Annotated in this window: 21 protein-coding genes and 3 pseudogenes; 12 read left to right on the top strand and 12 right to left on the bottom strand. The window is 68.5% G+C overall.

The window, feature by feature from the left end; all coding sequences use genetic code 11:
* Positions 1–18 precede the first annotated feature (18 nt).
* Positions 19–159: pseudogene (locus ACFQZ6_RS35125) on the bottom strand (DUF4265 domain-containing protein); the annotation flags it as partial.
* 87 nt (positions 160–246) lie between these two features.
* Between ACFQZ6_RS35125 and ACFQZ6_RS35120 the strand changes: the two are divergent.
* A complete protein-coding gene (locus tag ACFQZ6_RS35120) occupies positions 247–1,059 on the top strand; it encodes a DUF4253 domain-containing protein (RefSeq protein ID WP_381617864.1) in 813 nt (270 codons plus the stop codon).
* Positions 1,060–1,356: 297 nt separating this feature from the next.
* Complete coding sequence (locus tag ACFQZ6_RS35115) at positions 1,357–2,553, top strand: FAD-dependent oxidoreductase (RefSeq protein WP_381617861.1); 1,197 nt, start codon at positions 1,357–1,359, stop codon at positions 2,551–2,553.
* A gap of 647 nt (positions 2,554–3,200) precedes the next feature.
* On the opposite strand, the pseudogene ACFQZ6_RS35110 reads toward ACFQZ6_RS35115, so the two are convergent.
* From ACFQZ6_RS35110 to ACFQZ6_RS35090, 5 genes and pseudogenes are all read right to left on the bottom strand, one after another.
* Positions 3,201–4,393: pseudogene (locus ACFQZ6_RS35110) on the bottom strand (IS3 family transposase).
* Positions 4,394–4,542: 149 nt separating this feature from the next.
* Positions 4,543–5,973: an FAD-dependent oxidoreductase gene (locus tag ACFQZ6_RS35105; RefSeq protein ID WP_381617858.1), complete on the bottom strand. Its 1,431-nt coding sequence runs from the start codon at positions 5,971–5,973 to the stop codon at positions 4,543–4,545.
* Positions 5,966–7,156 carry an MAB_1171c family putative transporter gene (locus ACFQZ6_RS35100; RefSeq protein WP_381617855.1) on the bottom strand — a complete coding sequence of 397 codons (1,191 nt, stop codon included), beginning with the start codon at positions 7,154–7,156 and terminating at the stop codon, positions 5,966–5,968. The genes ACFQZ6_RS35105 and ACFQZ6_RS35100 overlap by 8 nt, the downstream gene beginning before the upstream one ends.
* Positions 7,157–7,207: 51 nt before the next feature.
* A complete protein-coding gene (locus ACFQZ6_RS35095; protein WP_381617853.1) occupies positions 7,208–7,819 on the bottom strand; it encodes a toxin-antitoxin system, toxin component in 612 nt (203 codons plus the stop codon).
* On the bottom strand, positions 7,816–8,016 hold the full coding sequence (locus tag ACFQZ6_RS35090; protein WP_381617850.1) for a hypothetical protein: 201 nt from the start codon (positions 8,014–8,016) through the stop codon (positions 7,816–7,818). Before ACFQZ6_RS35090 ends, ACFQZ6_RS35095 begins: the two co-directional genes overlap by 4 nt.
* 1,044 nt (positions 8,017–9,060) lie before the next feature.
* Between ACFQZ6_RS35090 and ACFQZ6_RS35085 the strand changes: the two genes are divergently transcribed.
* Positions 9,061–9,354, top strand: a complete 294-nt coding sequence (locus ACFQZ6_RS35085) for a hypothetical protein (protein WP_381617847.1) — start codon at positions 9,061–9,063, stop codon at positions 9,352–9,354.
* 333 nt (positions 9,355–9,687) lie between these two features.
* Here ACFQZ6_RS35085 and ACFQZ6_RS35080 read toward each other — a convergent pair whose 3' ends face one another.
* Positions 9,688–10,128 carry an ATP-binding protein gene (locus tag ACFQZ6_RS35080; RefSeq protein WP_381617845.1) on the bottom strand — a complete coding sequence of 147 codons (441 nt, stop codon included), beginning with the start codon at positions 10,126–10,128 and terminating at the stop codon, positions 9,688–9,690.
* Between the two features lie 80 nt (positions 10,129–10,208).
* Between ACFQZ6_RS35080 and ACFQZ6_RS35075 the strand changes: the two genes are divergently transcribed.
* Together ACFQZ6_RS35075 and ACFQZ6_RS35070 are read left to right on the top strand one after the other, a co-directional pair.
* A protein-coding gene (locus ACFQZ6_RS35075) for an IS5 family transposase (protein ID WP_381604552.1) occupies positions 10,209–11,071 on the top strand; the annotation gives its coding sequence in 2 pieces (ribosomal slippage) (positions 10,209–10,578 and positions 10,578–11,071; 864 coding nt in all).
* Between the two features lie 184 nt (positions 11,072–11,255).
* On the top strand, positions 11,256–11,789 hold the full coding sequence (locus ACFQZ6_RS35070; protein WP_381618900.1) for an NUDIX hydrolase: 534 nt from the start codon (positions 11,256–11,258) through the stop codon (positions 11,787–11,789).
* A 936-nt stretch (positions 11,790–12,725) separates the two neighbouring features.
* On the opposite strand, the gene ACFQZ6_RS35065 is transcribed toward ACFQZ6_RS35070, so the two are convergent.
* Complete coding sequence (locus ACFQZ6_RS35065) at positions 12,726–13,208, bottom strand: hypothetical protein (RefSeq protein WP_381617842.1); 483 nt, start codon at positions 13,206–13,208, stop codon at positions 12,726–12,728.
* A gap of 76 nt (positions 13,209–13,284) precedes the next feature.
* On the opposite strand from ACFQZ6_RS35065, the gene ACFQZ6_RS35060 reads away from it, so the two are divergent.
* Positions 13,285–14,052 carry a transposase gene (locus ACFQZ6_RS35060; RefSeq protein ID WP_381617839.1) on the top strand — a complete coding sequence of 256 codons (768 nt, stop codon included), beginning with the start codon at positions 13,285–13,287 and terminating at the stop codon, positions 14,050–14,052.
* 612 nt (positions 14,053–14,664) lie between these two features.
* Here ACFQZ6_RS35060 and ACFQZ6_RS35055 read toward each other — a convergent pair.
* Together ACFQZ6_RS35055 and ACFQZ6_RS35050 are read right to left on the bottom strand one after the other, a co-directional pair.
* Positions 14,665–15,201: an isoprenylcysteine carboxyl methyltransferase family protein gene (locus ACFQZ6_RS35055; protein WP_381617836.1), complete on the bottom strand. Its 537-nt coding sequence runs from the start codon at positions 15,199–15,201 to the stop codon at positions 14,665–14,667.
* Positions 15,198–16,817, bottom strand: a complete 1,620-nt coding sequence (locus ACFQZ6_RS35050; protein ID WP_381617833.1) for an MFS transporter — start codon at positions 16,815–16,817, stop codon at positions 15,198–15,200. Before ACFQZ6_RS35050 ends, ACFQZ6_RS35055 begins: the two co-directional genes overlap by 4 nt.
* Positions 16,818–17,072: 255 nt before the next feature.
* Here ACFQZ6_RS35050 and ACFQZ6_RS35045 point away from each other — a divergent pair, with 255 nt between their 5' ends.
* The 5 genes and pseudogenes from ACFQZ6_RS35045 to ACFQZ6_RS35025 form a co-directional block, all read left to right on the top strand.
* Complete coding sequence (locus ACFQZ6_RS35045; protein ID WP_381617830.1) at positions 17,073–18,017, top strand: acyl-ACP desaturase; 945 nt, start codon at positions 17,073–17,075, stop codon at positions 18,015–18,017.
* 20 nt (positions 18,018–18,037) lie between these two features.
* Complete coding sequence (locus ACFQZ6_RS35040) at positions 18,038–18,295, top strand: acyl carrier protein (RefSeq protein WP_381617827.1); 258 nt, start codon at positions 18,038–18,040, stop codon at positions 18,293–18,295.
* Complete coding sequence (locus tag ACFQZ6_RS35035; RefSeq protein WP_381617825.1) at positions 18,285–19,508, top strand: beta-ketoacyl-[acyl-carrier-protein] synthase family protein; 1,224 nt, start codon at positions 18,285–18,287, stop codon at positions 19,506–19,508. Before ACFQZ6_RS35040 ends, ACFQZ6_RS35035 begins: the two co-directional genes overlap by 11 nt.
* Before the next feature lie 207 nt (positions 19,509–19,715).
* Positions 19,716–20,765, top strand: a complete 1,050-nt coding sequence (locus ACFQZ6_RS35030; RefSeq protein WP_381617822.1) for a type III polyketide synthase — start codon at positions 19,716–19,718, stop codon at positions 20,763–20,765.
* A gap of 393 nt (positions 20,766–21,158) precedes the next feature.
* Positions 21,159–21,508: pseudogene (locus ACFQZ6_RS35025) on the top strand (serine hydrolase); the annotation flags it as partial.
* Positions 21,509–21,831: 323 nt separating this feature from the next.
* Here the strand turns inward: ACFQZ6_RS35025 and ACFQZ6_RS35020 are convergent.
* Positions 21,832–22,482 (bottom strand): hypothetical protein, encoded by a 651-nt coding sequence (locus ACFQZ6_RS35020; protein ID WP_381617819.1) that lies wholly within the window; start codon positions 22,480–22,482, stop codon positions 21,832–21,834.
* 160 nt (positions 22,483–22,642) lie between these two features.
* Here ACFQZ6_RS35020 and ACFQZ6_RS35015 point away from each other — a divergent pair, with 160 nt between their 5' ends.
* Positions 22,643–23,161: a cupin domain-containing protein gene (locus ACFQZ6_RS35015; protein ID WP_381617816.1), complete on the top strand. Its 519-nt coding sequence runs from the start codon at positions 22,643–22,645 to the stop codon at positions 23,159–23,161.
* 101 nt (positions 23,162–23,262) lie between these two features.
* On the opposite strand, the gene ACFQZ6_RS35010 is transcribed toward ACFQZ6_RS35015, so the two are convergent.
* The gene (locus tag ACFQZ6_RS35010; RefSeq protein WP_381617813.1) at positions 23,263–24,015 is read right to left on the bottom strand and encodes an SDR family NAD(P)-dependent oxidoreductase; all 753 of its coding nucleotides are present in this window, start codon (positions 24,013–24,015) and stop codon (positions 23,263–23,265) included.
* Positions 24,016–24,034: the final 19 nt, after the last annotated feature.

The following is a 24,034-nucleotide window of genomic DNA, read 5'->3' as shown; positions in this document are numbered from 1 at the left end:
ACAGGCGCCCTCGTCGACCTCCACCTGGACAATGTCGCCGCTGGCGACCCCGCGTACGGGCCAGGGCGTGTTGTCCAGACGCACGGTCCCGTCGCCGAGATTGATCGCCCACAGGCTTTCCACGCTCGCCGACGGCCAGCCGTCCTCGTCTGCCCCCATCCGGAAGTGAACCTTCACATGGTCATCAGTCACGCTCGTCACGGCGTCACCATCCACATTGTCAGTGCCTCGAACTAGCCTCCGCTCGTGACCCCTGAACTGCTTGCCTCTCTCACTGTCCCGCTCCCCGAGGGCCGGATGATCACATCCGACGAAGGGAGCGGTGCCGTGCAACCGCTGTGGCTGAGCGACTCCCCGGCCACTACCGAACTATGGGTGCGGCTGCTGGCCGAGCAGAGCACCTCAGGCCTGTGGCCGCTCCTGCTCGATGCCCATGACCCATGCAACGCTGAATTCCGGCCATGGGCATCCGGCGAACTGTTTCCCGAGCGCATGACCTCACCCCACGCGCACGCCCCCGCCGAACTCCTGGCGCAGTGGTGGAGCGCGCACGCGAAGATCGACGAGGACGATGACCCGCTGGCACCGGACGAACGGCTCGCCGTCACCGTGCCGTTCGGGCAGACGTGGCCGGGGCCGGCCGTCAGCCCAGAGCTCGTGACGAGTGCTGACGAAATGGCCTCGGAGTACGCACAGCTCTTCATCGATCAGCACCCCCATGCGCGGCTGGGGCTCGTCGCCGCTTCCTGCGGCGCGGACGCGCTGACGACCGTCGGCTGGAACGGCCCGGCCAACTACGACAACGACACGGCCAAGTTCTCCGCCGTCGTGCGTGACTGGGAACGCCGCTTCGGCGTGCGCGTCGTAGCTGCCGGCCTCGATACCCTCCACCTCAGCGTCGCAGCACCCCCGAAGAACACGCAGAACGCCCTTCGGGTCGCCGCCGAACACTTCGCCTTCTGCCCGGACAACATCTGGCAGGGCTCCCACCCCTACACCCTCGCCGCCTACGCGGAACGCCTCGTCGGCATGAACAACTGGGACTTCTGGTGGGACTGACACCGGCGGCGGAATGACGGGGAATGATCACCTGTAACTCAGAATTGGCACTCCGCCCTGAGCCAGCCAGTGTGCGGCGGTCACGGCCCAGGTCACTTCCGTGGAAGTGAGAACGATCTTGGGTGGGCGAGGGTGCGGCTTTCCATCCCATCGGGTGTTTGTGCAGGTCAGAGTGGTAACACCACGGTGGATTCGCTGATAGCGTCACGCGGCGTTGACCGCGTTGTCCAAGTTGTCCAAGGAAAACCGAGTGGCGGGAGTGGCGAGATCGGCACCGACGAGAACTACGACGTCATCGTGATCGGAGGCGGGCCCGCGGGCGCCGTGACCGCCGGGCTCCTGGCCAAGGAGGGCCGGAGAGTTCTCGTCCTTGAGCGGGAGAAGTTTCCCCGTTACCACATCGGGGAGTCACTCAACCCCGGTCTGGTGCCCGCGCTGGAACGGATGGGCGTACGCGGGCGGCTCGACGAGATGGGATACCTGCGTAAGTACGGGGCCACGTTCGTGTGGGGGGCGGGCATCGAGCCCTGGGACTTCCGTTTCAGCGAGGGGTCCCCGTACGAGAACGTGCATCAGGTCCGCCGGGCCGACTTCGACGCGCTGCTGCTCGCGCGGGCGCGCGAACTGGGTGCGGTCGTCATGGAGGAGGCGACGGTCAAGGACATCCTCCAGGACGGTGATCGCGTCACCGGCGTGACGTACCAGACGAAGGCGGCGGCGACACCGAAGTCCGCGCGCTGCCGGATGCTCGTCGACGCATCGGGGCAACAGCATCTGCTCGCGCGCCGGTTCGACCTCGTCGAGTGGCACGACGACCTGCGGAACATCGCCGTGTGGTCGTACTGGCAGGGCTGCGAGAAGTACGCGGGCGACCGGGCGGGCGACACCCTCATCGAGAACCTTCCTGACGGCTGGTTCTGGTACATCCCGCTGGCCGACGGCACTGTCAGCATCGGCTATGTGACCTCCACCGACCAGTACATGAAGGAGGCCCCGCGGAACGCGGAGGCGTTCCTGCACGAGAAGCTCGCCCAGACCGTCGAGGTCAGCCGGCTGACTCGTGACGCGGTCCAGGTCAGCGGGGTGCGCACCGTCAAGGACTGGTCGTACCAGGCGACGCGGTTCCACGGCCCCGGTTGGGCGCTGGTCGGGGACGCCGCCGCGTTCGTCGACCCGCTGCTGTCCTCGGGCGTGACGCTCGCGCTCCGCGCGGCCGAGCGGCTGGCCGACGGCATCGGACACGCACTGGACGACCCCGCGTTCGAGGAAGAGGTCCTTGCCCGCTACGAGAAGAACTACCAGGAATTCCTCGGCGTGATCCTGGACTTCGTGCGCGTCTTCTACGACCGCACGCGGCTCAAGGAGGAGTACTGGGACGAGGCGCAGCGCGCCATCGACCCCGCCGCGCTGGTCAACAGCAAGGCCGACTTCGTCACCCTCATCTCGGGCCTCTACGGGAACGCCGAGATCTTCGAACCGGTCGGGAACAGCTAGCGCTCCCCGCGCGCCACGTGTGCCGCGGGCGCTCGGCAGCACGTCACGGTGGGGGGCGTTCTCCGCGACGGCAGCGCTCCGTCGGACCGTGGCGCCCCGCATCGGCATCGCTGATCGCGTACGCCTGCGAGGTGCCCGGCCACGCTCCCGAGGGCACTGTGCACCCTGCGGATCGCGCGCACCCTCGACCGGCACCCGCGAGCCCTTCCGCGAGGTCATCACCGACACCGAAAGCGCCCTCGACCTCCACCGGCACAAACCCGGCACCCTCCCCCGCCACGCCCCCTACCTCCACCAACGCACCGCCGGCCGCATCTGATCCCTCACCAGACTCATCCGCCAAGCCGCCATCACCGACGGCACCGAACGCATCACCAAAACAACCCTCGACGCGGCACAGCTCGACCACCTCGCCGAACAACACAGAGGCCCCACCCATAGCCGCTAACCCCAACCACCGAACAGGCAAAACAGCGCTGACCAGCAAAAACACCAACCGAGCCCTTACACGCTAGAGCTACCCCACAACAAACCCAGCCCCGCTCAGCACACAAGACTCAACCCCAGATCACACACCCCGCCCACCCCGACCCAACCACCCACCCCACTGGACTGTCCCGGGTTTCGTGGAGTCCGGTGATCTTGTTTCAGGCGGACTGTTGGGTGGCCTTGTGTTGTCGCCACCAGTCGCGTTCGTACTCGGCGGGCGGTACGTAGTCGAGGGCGGAGTGGAGCCGTTCCTCGTTGTACCAGGTGACCCACTGGAAGATCGCCCGTTCGACCTGGTCGAAGCCGGTCCAGGGGCCTTGCATCTCGTTCAGTTCGGCCTTGAAGGTGCCGTTCAGCGCCTCGGCCATCGCGTTGTCATACGAGTCCGCGACCGAGCCGACGGACGCGGCGACCCCGATCTCGGCGAGCCGGTCGGTGTAGCGAATCGCCACGTACTGCGACCCTCTGTCGCTGTGATGGATCAGCCCGGAGTCCTTCTTGATCCGTCTCCTCCACAGCGCCCTCTCCAGCGCCTCCAACGGGAGGTGGGTTCGCATGTGGTTGGTGACCTGCCAGCCGACGATCATCCGGGAGAACACGTCCAGAACGAACGCCACATACACACAGCCCGTCCAAGTGCGGACATACGTCATGTCCGCCACCCACAGCTGGTCCGGCCGGGATGCGGTGAAGTCGCGGTCGACCAGGTCCGGCGGGCGGGGTGCCGACGGCTCAGGCACGGTGGTCCGCCGCCGCTGACCGCGGATGACGACCTCTAGGCCCAGCTCGTCCATCCACCGCTCGACGGTGCAGCGGGCCACCTGCACACCCTTGCGCTTGAGCGCGCGGGTGATCCGGCGGACGCCGTAGGTGCCGCCGGACTCGGCACGGACCTGTTCGATCAGCGGCATGAGCTGCTCGTCCCGCAGTCGGCGGGCCGACTGCGGCCGCTTCTTGCGCGCGTAATACGCCGACTCAGACAGCCCCAGCACCCGGCAGGCGAACCCGACCCCGAGGCCCTTGTCCCTGAGGTGCTCGATCACCTGGTCGGCCTCGTCCGGGGACGGTCGAGTTCCGCCGCAAGAAACGCGCTCGCGGCCTTCAGGATCTCGTTCGACCGCCTCAACTCCGCGTTTTCGCGGTGGAGTTGCCTCAGTTCTTCCTGCTCTGCGGTGGTCAGCCGGTCATCGCGTTCACCGGCGTCCGCCTCAGCCTGGCGCACCCACCCGCGCAGGGCCTCCTTGTGGATGCCCAGGTCCTTCGCGACGTGCGCGATCGGACGGCCGGTGGTGCGGACTTCGCGGACAGCCCGCTCACGAAGCTCGTCCGGGTACTTACGTGGTGCTGGCACTACTCGTCGTTCTCCTTCGGGCCAGGATCACAAACCTGGCTTCAGGGACTCCACCAAACCTGGGTCAGCTCACAGGGAGGCTTGCGAGCCTTCACCTGCCCCGTCGACCACCGTCACGCGTTCCTGGCAGACCTGCACCGGCCTGCGGCTCATTCCGTGGAGCACGACGGGGAAGTCCCCCGTAGCTGGTTCAGCAGGCCGCGTTCGGTGGCGGTGAGCTGCGGTTCGTCGAGGGGTGGGCGCAGGGGGCCTGCGAGGGCGGTCAGGAGGACGCGGGGGGTGATGAGGGAGGTGGGGGTTGCCTGGAGGGCGAGGACGTCGGTGAGGTAGGTCGCGGCGTGGAAGGAGCCGGTGGCCGTGCGGGACAGGCGGCTGACGTAGCGGTGCAGTAGGCGGTCGGCGGCTGTTGGCCGCTTGCCGGTGGTGGTGGGGAAGTGGATGTCCTGTCCCACCGCGAGCGCCCACGCGGTGTCGACGCGCCGGGCGATGGCGCGCTGGGCGCGTCGGGCGAGGCCGGGTGCCGGGCCGGTGGCCAGTTCCTCGCGCAGGGCGGCGGCGCCTTGTGCTGCCACCGACATGCCGTGGCCGTACAGGGGGTTGAAGGCGGCTGCGGCGTCTCCGAGCACGACCAAGCCCTCGGGCCATGGCCTGAGGCGTTCGTAGTAGTGGCGCCGGTTGGCGGTGCTGTGGGTGACGCGGACGTCGGTGAGGGGTTCGGCGTGGCGGAGCAGGTCCGCTATGAGGGGGTGGCGCAGGGTGCGGGCGAAGGGTTCGAAGGCGTCCGGGTCGCTGGTGGGCTGGCCGCCGGGGGCGCCCATCAGACTGACGTGCCAGCGGTCTCCCTCGACGGGCAGGATGCCGCCCGCGTTGCCGGGCCGGGGCAGGCGCGGGTCGGCCTGCACACCGATCACGGGCCAGCCGCGGGTGGGGACGGGGGCGCGGTAGAAGCGGCTGGCGTAGACGAGCCCGGAGTCGATGTGGTCGGAGGCCAGGCGGGTGAGGCCGAGGCCCGCCAGCCACTGGGGGGTGCGGGAGGCCCGGCCGGAGGCGTCGATGACGAGGTCGGCGTGCAGGTCGGTGTCCGCACCGTCGGCACCACGGACGCGTACGCCGGTGATCCGGTGGCGGGTGCCGAGGAGTTCGACGGCTCTGGTGCGCGTGCGGACGGTGACGCGGGGGTCCTTGAGAACCTGCTGGCGGATGATGTGGTCGGTCAGGTCCCGGCTGGCGGTAATGAGGTAGTGGGTGGCGCGTCTCCAGCGGCGGTACCAGCCCTCGGGTGCGTAGATGACCATGTCGGTGGTCTCGGGTATGCGGTGCGCGCCAGCGGCCAGCAGCAGGTCGGTGCTGCCGGGCAGGAGGGCCTCGATGGCCTCGGCGCCGCCGGTCTGCAGGAAGTGGATGTGCACGGCCTGGGGCACACCGGCCCGCGGCTCGGGTCCTTCGGGCAGTTCGTGCGCCTCGACGATCTCCACGGAGTCGACGTGCTGCTTGAGGGCAGCCGCAGCGAGCATCCCGGCGATGCTGCCTCCGATGACGACGGCGTGTGCGAGGCGGCGGCCGTGTGGGGCCTCACTCATGGTGGACTGCTTTCTGCGAGGAGACGATGTACTCACGGAAGTTCCGGGCGAAGGGCGAGGCGAGGGCCTGGGACAGGGAAGGCAGGTCGTGCGCCCGCCACGGCAGGGGGTGCGGGGCGTGCGGCAGGTGCCCGGGGCTGGAGCGCTGCCGGTCGCGAGCGGCGAGGATCATGGCGGCGTCCGCTGTGATCGCGGCGCGGGAGTCCTCTTCGCCGCCGCGGAGGGCCGCGTGGTAGGCGGCGTCCCGGACGACGGGGTCGTAGGAGGGGGCCAGAGCAAGCAACGCGTCGTAGAGGGTCGTCCTCCGGCCTGTCAGCAACACGGCCGGGGGTGTTCGCCACCACGGCAGCCGGACGCGGACGGCACTGGGAGTGGGTACGTCACGCAGGGTGCGCCATAAGGGCTGCAGCTGCCATAACTGCCGGAGAACACGTGCGGTTTCGGCGACTCGCGGGCCGATGAGCGGAAGGGCGAAGCCCAGTGCCCCCAGCAGGCAGGCGGGCGCGGCGAACAGAGGGGAGACCTCATCGACCAGGTAGTCCAGGTCATGGCCCGTCCATCGGGCGGCTACCGCGGTCAGCCTGAGGGCGTCGTAGCACACGATGATCAGGTAGGTGGGTGCAAGGATGCGCAGGCCTGCCCGCAGCGATCCGCCCACCGTGCCGGACCATCGCCAGCACAGTGCACTGGCGATGGCCATGGTCACGCCATGGCTGACCAGGTAGAGGACGATCATTTCCCGTAGATAGGGCGTGGTGGCGTAGTAGGCGTCGAACAAGGTGGGCTGCTCGACGGGGGCGTTGCCCGCCCAGAACAGGGCGATGACGGCGAGGGCGATAAGGCCGTAGGCCGCGACGCAGAGGCGGGTGAAACGCCGGGTCTGCTCCGGTGGCGCGGGCCGCCAGTTGATGATCAGGACGAGGCTCGCTCCGGAGAACACGACCGTCGTCGTGTAGACGGCGGGGGCAGCGATGTTCGGTATCCCAGTGAGCCGATTGAGTGCCGTGATGGAATCCGGTGCGGCAAGGATCATGAGACAGCCAGCTGAGAAGAGCAGCAGGCACGCGGCGCGTAACAGGGTGTCATGGCGTCTGCGGACCAACGCGGGAACTTTAAGGGCACAGACCAGAAGAAGGATGCCCCCACTGAGGTAAAAACCAAGGTTGCTCGGTCCGGATGTCACCTTGCCGCTGCTCTCGTGGGTGGGGACGGGTGGGATGATCTGCTGGACGGGTCAGTCCTGCTTGAAGCGGTGTGCCATGGATGCCTGGATGCGCCCGGCGAGATGGTGCGGGTCGCCGGGTTCGCGGGCCTTATCCTGTGCGGACCGCACGTCGGTGGCGAAGCGGAAACCGAAGCGCTCAGCTTCGAGTTCCTCTTGGAGCTCGCGGTCATCGGTCCGTGCGGCGAAGTGCAGATCGATGTCCATGCGCTCGGCGGCTGGCTCGCCAGTGTCCGCGACGAGGGCGGAGAGCATCGCTCGCAGTTCGACCCACACCGCGGCTTTCCTGCCGTCGGCACGCGACGCGGCGGGCGGTCCGTGGCCGACGCCGGTACCGCAGTGCCCCTGGAACATGTGCCATGCCTCGTGACCGATGATCACGAGCTGGTGCTCGGGGTCGGTGTTCTTCTCGTAGGCAATCAGGTCGTGGTCGGTGCGGTCTATCCATACGCCGCTGGCCGTGGCGGGTGGGAAAGCGGCTGCCCGTAATCGAACAGTCCGCCCCCGCACCCGGGTGAGGGCCTGCCCTATCGCCGGGATCACGTCCTGGCCGTCAGATGGAAGGCGCAGAGCGCGGATGAGTTGAACGCTCAACCGCCGCATCTGCTTCGGCCCCGAACTCACTGGTCCTCTTCGCTGTCGTCCAGTTCCAGCAACGCCTCCAAGGTGGCGTTGAGTACCTTCCATCGTTCTGGTGGGAGTCTGCCAGCCTTGCGCAGGGCTACGCCGCGCACGTCGCTGTACCCGGCCAGCACGGCGGTGGCCAGCGGGTCAGCTGGGCTGTCCGGCTGGTCAGATGCCGACTGCAGCGACGCAACCATCGGCGCCAGGACACGGTTGAGAGCCTCCGGGGCGGGCGCGGTGAAGAACGCTTCTCCCCCTCGAGGCGGAAGAAGCCGACCAGGCCGTGCAGGAACGCAATGCTGGGAACCTTCTGGCCAGAGCAGACTTGCCGGGCCCAGTAAGGGGAGACGCCCAGTTGACGTGAAATGCTGCCGACGAGGTCGGACATGCGCTGCCCGGTACGCTCCAGATGAGCGTTCGCAACGGCTTGAATCCGCTCCCGAACCCGCTCATTGACCGTATCCACCGGTGGATCACCTCCTCGCAGAAGCGCCCGGATCGTTCGCTGCGGAAGGGCCGTCCTGGCGGCCAGCTCCTTGACGTCGAACAGTTCGGACCGATCGATGCCTCGCTCAACCAGCAGCGCCTCAAGCCGCGCAAGCGTCGCTTGCAGCGTAGGGGCAGAGTCCACCGGTGCGCTCCCAGGGTGAGCAGCGAAGAAGTGTTCGTGTGCGCAGTGCACCCTAGCGGGTACCTCGGCTGGCTTTCAATGATCGTTTACCGCCACTTCGACCGTTGCTGCAGTGCCATATACAGGTGGCATCGCCAGTTGGAGTGTTCCCGTACGAGCATTGCGTAGCACTATCACCGCTTGGCAAGAAGAAACCTCCCGACTACGGATCGCGATCACTGCGGCTTGGGAGCTTCAGTGCAGCCAGTTGATCGGAGAGCCACGCCGTGCAACCTTGATTGCAGTTCGCCGATGTCAGCCGGGCAGGACGAAGATTGCAGGCTGGCAGGGAAGCACATACGCGGCCTTCCGTTCTATTCCACTTCCCGACACTGCCCGATTCCGAACGACCCTGAGACGCACAGCACCTGCGGGCTCCGCAGCCCCCGTTGGTATTCGGGTGCTCGTCGCGGCGCACGGATCGATGAGTGCCGGTTCCCTGGGCAGCCGCCCGCCCTTGGCCCTGGTACGCCACTTTGCAAGAGAGCCTTCACTACCCCCCACCTATCTGAAAATCACTCAAACGCACTGGCCAGCAAGGCTGGCGAGTGTCCAGCCCACGAGGAGACTCATGACTGCGCAGCAGGGACTAAGCTCGGCCGACTTCACCCGTAACGACGCTGAAGCCTTCCGCCAGTTGATGAACGAGCTCGTCGGGAACTGCCGTGCCGTCGCGCAGCAGTACCCGACTGAATGGCGATCAGCAGCACCGGACTTGCAGCACCAGTTCGGTGAATCGATGGTGCTGATCGCGGACCTGTCCCGAGCACTCAACCGCGCTCGCCGCGGTATCCGCACTATCAACGATCGTGCTCGGTATCGCGCTTGCTTTCCGGCCGCACCCCTGCCAGGACAGCAGCCGTAGCCCAGCAGCTCTGGGCTCGTTACGGCATCCCTGGGCGGACAGACCCAAAGTAGGGGGCGGACCGGTGCTGCTTACGCATTCGATGCGGCACCAACCTTCGCATTTTGTACACATGATCCGACAGTCGTGCCGATGGGTGGGAGAGGACAGGAAAGTTGCTGAACGAAGCACAACCTCCGTTATGCACAGTGCCGGTCGAAAGCCTGCTTCCGGCGGACTCCCCTCGCCTAAGACCTGTCCCGTAACTGGTCAGAGTGACCAACTGAGCCGAAGCACGGTGGTTGTCACATAGGCAGTCTTGTTGTCACCTGCGAGATGCGGCGCCGGAAGGTCTCAACTCTTGACAAACTCTGCGATCTGCCCGGCGGCCTGGGCGGGGGTGAGGTGCGTGGTGTCGACGACCTCAGCCTCGGCGTGCAGCCACGTGCGGGCTGCCTCGGCGTAGGGCTCGAGGTATTGAAGGCGGAACGAAGAGTTGGGGCCGAGAACGGTGTCGCCCGCGATGCGCGCGCGGAGGGTGCCCTGGTCGGCATGGAGGACGAAGTGCCGGACCGGAATGTCGTGCTGGGCAAGGCCCGAGCTGATCTCGCGCCAGTATTGCTCGACCAGGACGGTCATGGGCACCACCAGGGTTCCGCCGGTGTAGTCGAGGATGCGTCGGGCGGTTTCGACCACGAGGGGTCGCCATGGCGGCCAGTGCTGGAAGTTGTCCGTCGCGGGCAGTCCTGGCTTGATGTCCATGAGTGTCTCGCCGACTTTCTCGGCGTCGAACACTCGTGAGTCTGGGATCAGCTGCTGGACGAGCGCACTAGGGGCTGTCTTCAAAGATCATCTGGGTGGTAGATCATGGTGTTGTGGTACGTCGTCATGAACTCACCGACCGGGAGTGGGAGTTGCTCGCTCCGCTGATACCCCGGGCCGCGACGGGGCGGCCTCGAGTGGAGGACCGGCAGGTCATCAACGGGATGGTCTACAAGATCCGCACCGGGATCTCCTGGCGTGACCTGCCGGAACGCTACGGGCCGTGGAAGACCGTCTACACCCGCTTCCGCCGCTACGCCCTGGACGGGGTGTTCACCCGGGCTCTGCAGCAGATCCAGGCCCAGGCGGACGCGGCCGGCGACATCGACTGGCTGGTCCAGATCGACTCCACCATCGTCCGCGCTCACCAGCACGCCGCCGCCACGGGCCGAAAAGGGGGCGGCACCAGCAGGACGAACCGGACGATCACGCCCTCGGCCGATCCCGCGGCGGACTGACCACCAAAGTCCACCTCGCCTGCGACGGCAAGGGCCGCCCGCTCGCGATCCTGGTGACGCCCGGCCAACGCCACGACAGTGTCTGTGCACGCCCTCTGCTGGAACGGATCCGTGTTCCCCGCACCGGCCTGGGCCGGCCTCGGTGCAGGCCCGACCAGGTCATCGCAGACAAGGCTTACAGCTCCCGCAGCTTCCGCGCCTACCTGCGAAAACGCGGCATTGCGCACACCATTCCGGAGAAAACCGACCAGCGACGGCACCGGCTGAGGCGCGGTTGCCAAGGCGGCCGACCGCCAGGGTTCGACCGGGAGACCTACCGGCGGCGCAACGTGATCGAGCGCTGCTTCAACCGGCTCAAGGGCTTCCGCGGCATCGCCACCCGATACGACAAGACCGCCACCTCCTACGAAGCGGCGGTCACCCTCGCATCGCTCCTACTCTGGGCAAGATCCGTTTGAAGACGGACCCTAGTTGTTGTCTTGCCTGCGCCGTGGGTGCCGTTGAGCCATACGATCATGGACTTGACGCTAGCGCTGTGTGTGCCACGTGGACAGGCAGAGCAGAAGATCCGGTGCGGTCGATCAGGTGTGTGCGGACCGGGATTTCTCCTGGGTCAGCCTCTGCCGGCTCAATGAAGTGTCAATGTCAGTGGGCTCTGCCAGGGTGTGCGTCGTGGATGAACTGGTGGAGCGTGTCGACGATCAAGATCGTGTGCTGGGGATGTTGGTCAGCCGCCGACAGGCCATCCAGGAGGGTTGGCTGCACCGAGTCGCTGTGACGGTGTGTCGTGATGAGCGTGGACGGATCCTCGTCCACCGACGGTCGGAGCAGGTATCGCGCTTCCCCGGGCTCTATGAGTTCGGGGTCGGTGGCGCCGCAAATGTCGGCGAGTCCTATGAACAGGCCGCCGCGCGGGAGCTGACCGAAGAGCTGGGCATTCGTGCGCTGCCACGCCTGCTGTTCACGTTCATCAACCGCAGCGGCTTGAGCCCTCACTGGCTCGGCGTGCACGAAGCCGTGGTGCCGGACGCCGTGGTCCTCGATCCCGATGAGGTCGCCTGGCATGGCTGGCTGACCGAGCCGGAGCTGCGGTCGGCCCTGCTGGAGTGGCGCTTCACCCCCGACAGCAACGAAGCCTTCAGCCGGTATCTGGCGTTCCGGACGACGCGGTCCTGACCTTGCCATCACGCTCAGGCTCAGCGTCTGTCGATCGCCTTGGCCAGTTGCTCGGCGTGGTCTTCGAGCAGTGGTTTGAGGGCCCCGTAGTAGGGCTGGTGGTCAGTGGTGCGGAGCCAACGGAAGACGTTGTGTCGCTCCCGGGCCCAGGCGGCGCGTAGTGCGGGGTGAGGTGCGATGTGCGGCGGGCAGGGTGCGAAGTTGGGCTCGCCTTCGGTGACGCGGGTCCAGATGTAGGCGCTGACGGCCAGGCGTCTGCGGTCGTCGCTGATGGGTTTTCGGTGGTTTGTGAGGATCGGACGCTGGGCGAGGAGGTGCTGCCAGTCTCGTGTTCCAGGGTCCAGGTGGCGAGGGCCTCGCGCCGGTGCTGGTAGTCGATGACAGGGCCGGCGAGGATTTCGGCGGTGATGGTGTCGAGGGACTGTTCGAAGTAGCGGGCCGTGCCGCTGGTGCGGAGATGGCGGTTCGTTAGCTGTGTGTAGCCGTTCCACGAGATCGTGCACCGAGCAGGACACATCGTCCCCACCGGCCCGCCACGAGACCGTCCACCGTCTCGTCCAGCCTTCGCCCAGATCCAGGCCGGTCCTGCCCGCGTCGACGTCTGTCGGCACGAAAAGATCCTCCCATCTGCACTGATGCGACCAGATGGACCCGGTGCCAGCGGAGTCGATTACCCTTCCCAACCCAGCACGTGTAGCGGCCATGGGCTCATCGAAGCGCCGTGGAAAACCTCATGTCCCCGATCTTCGTTTCTGGTAACAGAAAGGCTGCTGAATGAACGTCTGTGACAAGTCGGATGCCTCGTTGGTGACAACCAGGCTGCTTCGACTGCCCCTGTTCACCAGCTCAGCCGGTCCCGCTGGTGACAACTCCTGAGCTTCGGCTCACCAACAGCCCCATAGCAACGGGGCCGGCTCAGGTTTCGCGGCGTCCCAGTCACATGGCTGATCGCCGAACGGTTTCCCGCCACTCGGCCATTACTTCTTGGGACTCATCCATGGCGGGATCGCGGCTTCCGTCGGGTGCGTAGGCCGGGGACCGGTCTGCGCGGAGCGGCACATGGGCGCAGTACCAGGCCCGCTTGGCGCCTGCTTGCTCCGCCTCCGTGCCGGTCCGTAGATAGTCGAGCAGTGCGGTCATGACTCTGCGGCGCCCGAAGGAGTAGACCGCTGGTTCGACGAACCAGCGGCAGAAGCTGGGGTCCGGGTCGTAGACGGCTGCGGCCAGCAACGGGGCGAAGAACTCTTCGGGCAGGTGGGTGCGTTCGAGCAGTGGTTTGCGCACCGCATGGGCCAGGTGCCGTGCGCGGCGTGCTTCCGGCACGTCGGCCGCGTTTCCCAGATCCATCAGCCGCGCCACCTCGGTGGCGCATGACAGGAAGGAGCGTGCAGCTGGCTTGTTGTGTTCTTCGTCGGCCATGGCGGCATTCTGGACCGGCTCAGGCCGAGAAGGCACGGGGCGTTGGTTGCTTCCCCCCGAGTGAAACGATCACGTTGTGGCTGGTGTGATCACGGCGTCGGTGCCGTCCTGGATAGAGCCCTTCACCGGGCTGAGCTCGCGCTGCTTCGGCAAGTTGGTTGCCTCGGTGCGACGCGAGCAAGCCTCGGATCAGCAGCGCGGCCGGCCCTGGAGCCTGCCACTGGAGGACCGTGTCCTGCTGGTGACGGTGTACTGGCGCACGAACTTGACGATGCGACAGCTTGCCCTGTTGTTCGGGATCTCCAAGTCGGCCGCTGACCGGATCATCGACCACATCGGTCCATTGCTGGCGCTCCGGCAGCGGAAGCAGTTCCGCAAGGCCACCGTGCTCATCGTCGACGGCACCCTGGTGCCCACCCGCGACCACTCGGTGGCCGAGCAGTCGAAGGACTACCGCTATTCCACTGCCCACCAAGTCGTCATCGACGCTGACACCCGGCTGGTCGTCGTGGTCGGTCGACCCTTGCCTGGAAACCGGCACGACTCCCGCGGCTGGGAGGAGTCCGGGGCCAAGGCTGCCGTCGGCACCACAACGACTATCGCCGACGGCGGCTACCAGGGCACCGGCCTGGTCGTCCCGCACCGCCGCCGAAAGGGCCAGGAACTGTCGGCCTGGAAGGAGAAGCACAACCGCTCCCACAAACAGGTCCGCGCCCGCGTCGAGCACACCTTCGCCCGGATGAAGGGCTGGAAGATCCTCCGCGACTGGCGCCTCAAAGGCGATGGCGTGCACCACGCCATGCTCGGCATCGCCCGGCTGCACAACCTCACCTTCGGCGGGTAGCCGAGCAGCCCGCACGCCGACCACCCACGCCCGGGCTGGGCCAAAGATCGTTTACGGGACAGCCCTTAGACGGACTTAACGAAGACCACGTACGAGTCCTGGTCGAGAGCGAAACTGAGTTCGAGCCGATCCTCGTGCACCAGGACACGAGACGCGTGGTTGACGGTATGCACCGTCTCCAAGCCGCGACCCTGCGCAGACAACGCGACATCAAGGTCCGCTACGTCGACGGAACGGAAGCCGACCTGTTCATCCTGTCCGTCCGAGCCAACATTCACCATGGCCTGCCACTGACCCTCCGAGACCGAAAAGCGGCGGTGATACGCATCCTCACCACCCATCCGCACTGGTCGGACAGGGCCATCGCAACCGTGACAGGAGTGTCGCCGAAGACCGTGGGGGCGGCGCGCGGCAGACTTTCGACGGAGGAATCTCCTCACTTGAATCTGTCGGTCGCCCGTGTGGGGAGAGACGGCCGGCTATGCCCGGTCGACATGCGAGAGCGGCGCACAAAAGCCCTGGCTCTCCTGAAGGAACGGCCCCGCGCGACCCTGCGCGAGGTGGCCCAGGAGGCTGGCGTCTCCATCGACACCGCACACCGCCTGCGTCAGGTCACGCCACCGGCCCCAGCACCCGGTCCTCCAGGCACACGCGCACGGTGAGCAGGGCCGCGTTGGCCACGGTGAACACCAGGGCGGTCAGCCAGGCGCTGTAGACCAGGGGCAACGCGACCCCCTCGACGATCACGATGAGGTAGTTGGGGTGACGCATCCAGCGGTACGGCCCGTCGCTCACCAGCGGCAGGCCCGGTATGACGATCACGCGCGTGTTCCACCGCGGACCGAGGGCGTGCACGCACCAGGCCCGTACGACGTTCGCCAGGACGACCGCGGCCAGCGCGGTCCAGCCGAGCGCCGGAACGAACGCCCGTGGTACCAGGGCGACTTCGGCCAGCACACCGACGACGAGGCCCACATGGAGTACGACCATCACCGGGTAGTGCCCCTGCCCGTACTCGACGCCTCCGCGGGCGGCGGCCCAGCGCGCGTTACGGCGGGCCACCACGAGTTCGAGCAGCCGCTCGGCGACGAGAGCCGCGAGGAGGACCAGCAGTCCGGCGGGCAGGTGGGCGAAGCCCGGATCGTTCACGGCGAGGGGTCCTCTGCGAGGTGCTTCGAGGTGCTCATTCCGGCGATGCCAGGCTGCTGCGGGGTGCGGACAAGGAGACAGGCGGCGACGGCGGTGATCGCCGCGACCGAGGCGAGCGCCACCGACATGCCGTTCACGAGCGCCTCCTTGACGTCCTTGGCGAGTGTCGCGCCCTGCGGGCCGAGGCGGTCGGCGACCTTGAGGCCGCCCACCGCGGAGTGGCGCACGACCTTTGCGGCGGGCTCGGGCAGGCCCGAGAGGTCGGGCAGCGAGGACCGGTAGTGGCTGCCGAACAGCGAGCCCATCAGCGCGATCCCGATCGCCGCGCCCGCTTCGCGGGTGACGTCGTTCATCGCGGAGGCGGTGCCCTGCTGTTCGCGAGGGAGCGAACCGGTGATCGCCGAGGTGCCGACGACTCCGGTGAGACCGATCCCGAGCCCGGCGAGCACGAGGCTGCCCAGGAAGGGCGGGTAGCCGGAATCGACGTCGATCAGGGACAGCGTGAACAGTCCCGCGCCGAGCAGCAGCAGTCCGCCGATCATGATCGTGCGCACGCCGAGTCGGGTGGCGAGACGAGGTGTCACCTCCGAGACGACGGCGACGACCACCGCCACGGGCACCAGAGCGAGTGCGGACTTCATCGGGCTGTAGTCGAGCACCAGTTGCAGGTACTGCAGTCCGACGAAGAAGAACCCGAACACGGCCATGAACTGCACGGCGATCGTCACGGCCCCGGCCCTGAAGCCCCGGTTGCCGAAGAGCCGCGGGTCCAGGAGCGGGTGTGCGGTGCGCAGCCCCAGGACGACGTACGCGATGCCGACCACCACGGTGACGGCCAACGCCGCGAGGACCGTGGGCCGACCCCAGCCCGCGTCGTTGCCCTCGATCAGCGCGTACACCAGAGCGGCGGGCGCGAGCGCCGTGCACAGCGCGCCCGCGACATCGAACCGGTGCCGCTCACCGCCCTTGGTCTCGGGGGCCAGGAACACCGCGGCGAGGGCGACGCCCAGCGCGGCCACGGCGCCCGAGACGAAGATCGACCGCCAGGTAAACCAGTGCAGCAGTACGCCGGTGGTGAGCATCCCCAGGATCACGCCGACCGCCGCACACGCGGACCAGACGGCGACGCCCTTCTGCCGCTGTGCGTCCGGGAGTACGGCGGTGATCGTGGACAGTGTGCCGGGCATGATCATGGCGGCGCCGAGACCCATCACGGCACGCCAGGTGATCAGCGCGGTCGTCCCCGACGCCTCGGAGGCGGCGAGCGCCGCGGCCCCGAGCACGACCACGCCCGCGAGGAGCACCGCACGTCGGCCGAGCCGGTCGCCGAGCGCGCCGAGCGGAAGGACCAGCCCGGCGAGGGCCAGCACGTAACCGTCGACGATCCAGGTCAGCGAGGTAGTGGACGCGTCCAGGTCGACGGCCAGGTCGGGCAGCGCGAGATACAGGCTGGACATGGACGCGGTGACCAGGACCAGTGCCAGGCACATCGCGAACAGCACGCCACCGGTCTTCACCCCGCCGTCGTCCTCGGTGCCGGGCCTCGTAGGACCGGCGCCGGAGTCGGAACCCCGACCGGAACCGGGATCTGAGTCGGAATCGATGGTGTCGGTCATAGGGCCCACGTCCCTCGTGAAGGCGTGCGCGTCGACCGTGGGAACGAACAGGAGGGGACTGAGGCGATCACCCGACAAGAACTACCGGTCCGGGCGTGCTCGATCGGTCACCGTCCCGCGAAAGCCGCACGTCGCAGGCGGTTTGTTGACCGACGGTGATCGATCGGGTGAAAGATCGTTTCCACTGAACGTGAAATGCGGTTCACAGGAAGTCATACAGATACGTCCTGCACACATGATGAGGGGAACGGGTCGATGGCTGAGTCCCCAGCCGTGTCGGAGCACGTCCTGCACGAACTGGAACCCTCGGTGGAACGGCTCCTGGCACAGCATCTCGACGCTGCCCGGGACTGGCTTCCCCACCAGTACGTGCCATGGACCGCGTCCCTGGACTTCGACGGCCCCCTGGACGGCACGCCCTGGTCACCTGACCAGTCGTCCCTGCCGCAGGCCGTCCGGGACGCGCTGGTCGTCAACCTCCTCACCGAGGACAACCTGCCCAGCTACCACTTCGAGATCGCCAGCCGGTTCGGCCGGGACGGCGCCTGGGGCGCATGGGTGCACCGGTGGACCGCGGAGGAGGACCGGCACGCCTCGGTCCTGCGCGCCTACGTCCACGCCCGGCGCGCCGTGGACCCCGTCGCGCTGGAAGAGCTGCGGATGCGGCACGTCGGGACCGGATTCCGCACCGGGCTGCCGACGCTGCTGCACTCGCTGGCCTACGTCACCGTCCAGGAACTGGCGACCCGCCAGGCGCACCGCAACACCGGGGCCGTCTGCCAGGACCAGGCCGGCGAACTGCTGATGGCACGGATCGCGGCGGACGAGAACCTGCACATGCTCTTCTACCGGGGGCTGTTCGCCGACGCCCTCGCCCTGTTCCCCGACGAGGCGATGACCGCCCTCGCGGACGTGCTGCGGGACTTCGCGATGCCCGGTGCGGCGATCCCCGGATTCCGCTCACGCGCCGCGCGCATCGCCGCGTCCGGGATCTACAACCTGGACGTCCACCGCGAGTACGTGGTGGCACCGCTGGTGCGTGCGCTGAAGGTGATGTCCCTGCCCGGCCTCGGCCCGGTCGGCGAGCAGGCACGCGAACGTCTGGGCACCTACCTGGAGCAGCTCGCCGAACGCGCGGCCCGTACAAGGGAGTTGTCCGCGCGCATGGCCTCCCTCAAGCAAGCCGCGATCACCGCGTAACCCACCAAGGAGACACCGGCATGACGCAGGAAGCACAGGACACCTTTCCCGAACCGCTCGTCGCCCTGCTCACGGAGTACCTCAAGGTCGAGGCGGAACCCGAGGCCCTCACCGCGTCCACCACGTTCGCGAGTCTCGGCATGGACTCGCTGGCGCTCATGGAGATGGTCGTCGCGGCGGAGGAGCGGTTCGGGATCGTGCCGTCCGAGGAGGCCCTGGATCTGTCCCCGTCGGCCACTCTCGGTGACGCCGCCCGTGTCTTCGCCGATGCCCGCTGACGTCGCCGTCACCGGGCTCGGGCTGGTGACGCCGGCCGGACACACGCCGGAGGAGAACTGGGCGGCCCTGTGCCGGGGGCGTTCGCTCGCCGCGCCGGATCCCGAACTCAGCGGCCTGCCGGTCGACTTCTCCTGTCAGGTCACCGGTTTCGACGCGGCAGGGGAACTCGGCCAGCCGCTGGCACGGCGCGTGGACCCGTTCACCCAGTTCGCGCTCGTCGCGGCGCGCCGGGCCGTCGACCACGCGGGCCTGTCCAGGAAGGGCGGACTCGGCCCGCGGGTCGGTGTCGTCCTCGGCGTCGGTTCCAACTGCCTGAGCACGTACGTCACCGAGTTCGGCCACCTGGGCGCGGACCGGCCGCAGCGCGTGTCCCCGCTGGCACTGCCGCGCAGCGTGCCCAGCATGGCGGCGGGCGAGGTCGCCATCGACCTGGGCGCGCAAGGCCCCAACTTCACCACCGCCAGCGCCTGCGCCTCGGGTGCCACCGCGCTCGGGGTGGCGCGCGATCTGCTGCGGGCCGGTACCTGCGACATCGTCCTGGCGGGCGGCAGTGAGTCCGCTCGGTCCCGGATGACGGCCACCTGCTTCAGCCAGATGCGCGCGCTGTCACGGCGCCGTGACGAACCCGCACTGGCCAGCAGGCCGTTCGACGCGGGCAGGGACGGAATGGTCCTCGGTGAGGGCGCCGCCGTCCTCGTCCTGGAAAGGGCTGCCGACGCGCGGGCCCGGAAGGCACCGGTTCTGGCGCTGCTGCGCGGTTACGGCGCTGGCTCCGACGCCCACCATCCCGTGGCCCCGCACCCACGGGGCGAAGGTGCCGCCCGCGCCATCGTGGCCGCGCTGGAGGACGCGGGATGCGGCCCGCGGGACATCGGGCACGTGAACGCGCACGGCACCTCCACGCCGCTGGGCGACGCGGCCGAGGCCGCCGCCCTGACACGCGTCTTCGGCGACGCGCCGCCCCCGGTCACGGCGTCGAAGGGCGTGATCGGCCACTCCCTGGGAGCGTCGGCGGCGATCCAGGCGGCATACGCGGTCCTCGCGCTGCGCCACGGGGTCGTCCCCCCTGTCGCGAACTTCCAGGGACAGGACGGGGAACACAAGCTCGACATCGTGGCCGGGCAGCCACGCCCGCTCCCCACGCGTACGGCCATTAGCTGCGGCTTCGGTTTCGGCGGGCAGAACGCCGTGCTGCTCCTCAGCGACGCGTGAGCGACCGCATGACCACCATCCAACGGTCCCCATGACCACTATCCATCGGGCCCCATGACCACCATCCGCCGGTCCCGCCGAATCCCGCATCCGCCGGTCCCACCGAATCCCGAAAGGCCGAAGGGCGAGTTGACCACAGAGCAGACGACGGCAGAGCATCCGGAAGCAGGTCGCGTGTGCCGTGCACCGGGTGCGTCGGCACCGAGGGTGGCGTCGATCGCGACCGCCGTGCCGCCGCACCGGTTCGAGCAGGAAGAGATCATGAACTTCCTGGCGGGCACGACACTGGGCCGGTCGGTGACCGGCGCGGCCATGCTCCGGCAGATCCAGTCCCACGCCGGGGTCGACGTGCGCCACTTCGCCCGGCCGCTTGAGGAACTCCGTGAGCTGACCGACTTCTCCGACGCCAACCGTGTGTGGCTGGAGAGCGCCCTGGAGATCGGCGAGAAGGTGGTCACCGAAGCGCTGGCACAGGCGGGCGTACCCGCCGACGACGTCGACGCGGTGATCAGCACCACGGTCACCGGCATGGCCGTCCCCTCTCTTGAGGCCCGGCTCGCCCACCGCATCGGTATGCGTCCCACCGTGCGCCGCATCCCTCTGTTCGGCAATGGATGCGCGGGCGGCGCGGCGGGCCTCGCCCGCCTGCGCGAGTACCTGCTCGGCCACCCCGACCACACCGCGGTCCTGCTCTCGGTCGAACTGTGCTCGCTGGCCTACCAGACGCAGGACACCTCGATGGCCAACATCGTCGCTGGCAGCCTCTTCGGCGACGGCGCCGCCGCCGTGGTCGGCAGGGGAGCGCAGCGCGCCCAGGGCTTGCCCGGCCCCGAACTCGTCGACAGTCTGAGTTACCTGGTGCCGGGCACCGAGGAGGTCCTCGGCTGGGACATCGGCTCCCACGGCCTGCGCATCCTGCTCGCCCCCGAAGTGCCCGACCTCACCGCCGAATACCTGCCCAAGGCCGTCCACGAACTGCTCGGCCGCCATGGCCTCACCCCCGACGAGATCGCCACCTGGACCGTCCACGCCGGCGGCCCCAAGGTCATGGCCGCCTTCGAGGAGTCCATGGGCCTGCCCCCGCAGGCACTGGACGCGGCACGCGGTTCCCTGGCCGCCAAGGGCAACCTCTCCTCCTGTGCCGTGCTGCACCTCCTCCACGAGGCGATGCGAACCCCACCACCCACCGGCGCGCCCGGCCTGGTCTCCGCCATGGGCCCCGGCTTCGCCATCGAGCTGGTACTGACCCGCTGGTGACCGGTTCCCGGTCCCGCCGACCTCGCCGTCGGCCAGGGCCGCGGCGTCCGCCACCGCGGGGTCCGGCATCTGTGACGCCTTCATGACCAGGCCGGAGACCCCGGCGACCGTCCCGCCTGTCGTTGCCATCGAGTGGCCGCGTCGAGCCTGCCCGGGTCCGCCGCGGAAGAACGAGTCCTCACCAAGCGGTCACCGGTGACGGTCCCCCCACAGGTCCCGCGTTGATCGCTGACAGGGCCGGGAGGTCAGCGGGGCGCCCTGGCGCTTCTTCGGCAACCGCTGGATGGTGACGCTGTCCGTCGCCGTGTCTCAAAGGCCCCGACTCCCCGTGCCGCCGCACCCGCGCGACCGGCGCCTCCTGTAGGCGCGCTCACCGGCACACCGGCACACGCGGTGCCGGTGCTTCCCGGCGTGGAACCGGCAGTGGACGGGCTCACCCGGCTGGAGCGGGAACACGGCGCCCGGCTCGGTGTGTTCGCGTGGAACACCGGCAACGGACGCACCATGCCGCACCGGGCGACCGACCGCTTCCCCATGTGCTCGCTCTTCAAGACGCTCGCCGTGGCGGCGGTCCTCAGGGACCTCGACCGCGGCGGCGATCACCCACAGCGACAACGCGGCGACCAACCTGCTGCTGGCTGAACTCGGCGGCCCGCGCGCCGTGACCCTTTTCTGCCGGTCCCTGGGGCCCCGTGACCCGGCTGGACCGCTGGGAGCCCGACCTCAACTCCGCCGAACCCGACCGGGTCACCGCCGTCCTGCGACTCCTCGTGGGTGATCAGCGACCGGTTCGGGCCCGTGGGCGGTAGCGGTACACCACGCGCAGGAGGCGGGTCTCCTGGCGTGACGGCTTTGGCCCAAGCTGCCGTTCCCACACCGCGCCACGGGGCCGGGCCGGTGAGGAAGTCGCCGGTCATTCCCGCTCCCTGGCCGGGTGCGGCACACCCATGGGGGCAGGAGCACACGGAGCGAGACCGCTTGGCGGGTCCGCGGGTGGTGGGGGACCCGCGCGTCGGCCACCGGTTCGCTGTGAGGTCCGCTTGGCGGATCCCGCGTGGACGCTCCGTCAGCCGTCGAGCGTGGCGGAGGGTTCGTCCCCGTTCTGGGCTTGGCGGGCCCGCTCGGCGAGCACCGTGGCCAGCTCCCCCATCCTGTCCTCGTCGATGCCTCCCCGGCCCGCGGAGGTCGCCTGAGTCCACAGCAGCGTTGTGCCGACCCGGGTCTGGGTCACGCCGCCCGGATGGCCCTCGAAGTCGTAGGAACCGAATCGAGCGTCGCGCTCGTCACCGATCGGGCCGATCTCGAACACCCTGGCGCGCTGCCCAGCCCTTTCGCCGTAGTAGCCGTCCCAGAGCACGTCGTACGCCTCCCGCGCCGCCCGTTCGCTGTCGTAGGCGATCACCAGGAAGGTGACGGTAGCGGCGCTGTCGTCCTCCCGGAAGGTCGAGGCGCCGTAGAAGCGGGACTCCTCGCAGCCCGCGTTGTTCCTGGCGGGGCACGCCTGGGAGCGGTAGAGCCTGTTATCCAGCTTGAGGACCGTGGGGCGATGGGTCTGCCTCCAGCCCGGCATGGCCTCGCCGTCCGGCAGCACCTGCCGTGTCTGTTCCTCCGTGAGCGCCGCGGCCCTGTCGTTCCCACTGTCGCTCTGTGGGCCACCCCCACAACCGGCCAGCAGCAGCGCCGCCGAGATCACCACGCACCATCGGTCGTTCTTCATGGCCGTGCCACCACTCCCCCTACCGCCCGCCACCCAGCCCCGCAGTACCTAGGTCCCCGGCCTTCAGCCCGGGCCGACCCAAGGTCATCCGCCAGCCCGATGCCGCCTTCCGGAGGCGGGAGCCACCATGCTGGTGGAGACCTGCCAAGAGGAGCACATCATGTCGTACCCGGAATACCTCGAGTACCCGGAAGCCCGCTACCGCGGCGACAAGGGCGAAGTGAACGCGGCCTTCCGCCCGGCCGACACCCCGCCGGACATCTCCTCACCCGGCGCCTCCACCCACTACCTCGCCACCAACGAGTCGACCGGCGGCGAGTTCGGCCTGTACAAGCTGGAGCTGGGTGCGCGGTCCGCTGGTGCCAAGACCCACTTCCACAAGGCGATGTCGGAGTCCTTCTACATCCTCTCCGGCGAACTGGAGCTCTACAACGGCGAGAAGTGGGTCACGGGCCGGGTGGGCGACTTCCTGTACGTACCGGTCGGCGGCCTGCACGCCTTCAAGAACGTGACCGACGAGCCCATGTCCATGCTCATGCTCTTCTCCCCCGGCGCCCCGCGCGAGGAGTACTTCGAGCGGGTCGCGGAGATGACGCGGCGCGGTGGCGAGGAACTGAGGCGGTTTCGCGTCCGGCACGACAGCTACTTCGTGGAAGACTTCGAGCCCGGGAAGGAGTAGTTCGGGGCCGCGGCAGGGCTACCGCTCCCCCGCTACGACGGCCACCACCAAGGCGCGCCCGGCCCCTGTGAGTTCGCCAACGGTGTCGCCTCACGTCACCTCTAGAGCTGGGTGGCGCCGCCGTCGACGAGCAGTTCAGCGCCGGTGGTGAAGGAGCTGTGGTCGGCGGCCAGATAGAGGGCGGTGGCAGCGACCTCGTCGGGACGGCCGACGCGGCCGAGCGGGGTCGGTGCGGCGGGTTCGGCCACCGCGGACTGATCGCCCTGCGGGAACGCGGCGCGCAGCCCGTCACCGCCGGGGGTCTCGACGGGGCCGGGTGTGAGGGCGTTGACCCGGATCCCGCGGTCGGCCAGTTCGGCGGCCCAGGTGCGGGCGAGGCTGCGGATCGCGGCCTTGGTGGCGGCGTAGACGCCGAGGCCCGGGACGGCGCGCAGGGCCGCGCTGGAGGAGAGCAGAGTCACCGAGGCGCCGGCCGACAGCAGGGGCAGGGCCTTTTGGACGGTGAAGATCGTGCCCTTGAGGTTGATGGAGGTGGTCTGTTCGTACTCCTCCTCGGTTATCTTGCCGAGCGGACGGTAGTTCCCGACGCCGGCGTTGGCGACGACGATGTCGAGGCCGCCGCTGCGCCTGGTGATCTCGGCGAAGAGCCGGTCGAGGTCGTCGAGTTGTGACACATCGCTCTGGATGCCGATCCCGTGGCTGCCGACCTGCGCGACAGCGGCGTCCAGTTCGGCCTCGCGGCGGCCGGTCAGGTAGACCGTCGCTCCCTCGGTGGCGAACCTGCGCGCGATGGCCAGGCCGATGCCGGTGGAGGCGCCGGTTACCAGGGCGGTCTTGCCGTCCAGCTGTCCCATGGGGTTCTCCGAATCTTCG

Origin of the sequence: Streptomyces flavalbus (assembly GCF_042674625.1) — a bacterium.
Lineage (GTDB): Bacteria > Actinomycetota > Actinomycetes > Streptomycetales > Streptomycetaceae > Streptomyces > Streptomyces flavalbus.
This window is presented reverse-complemented; position numbering and strand designations above follow the sequence as displayed.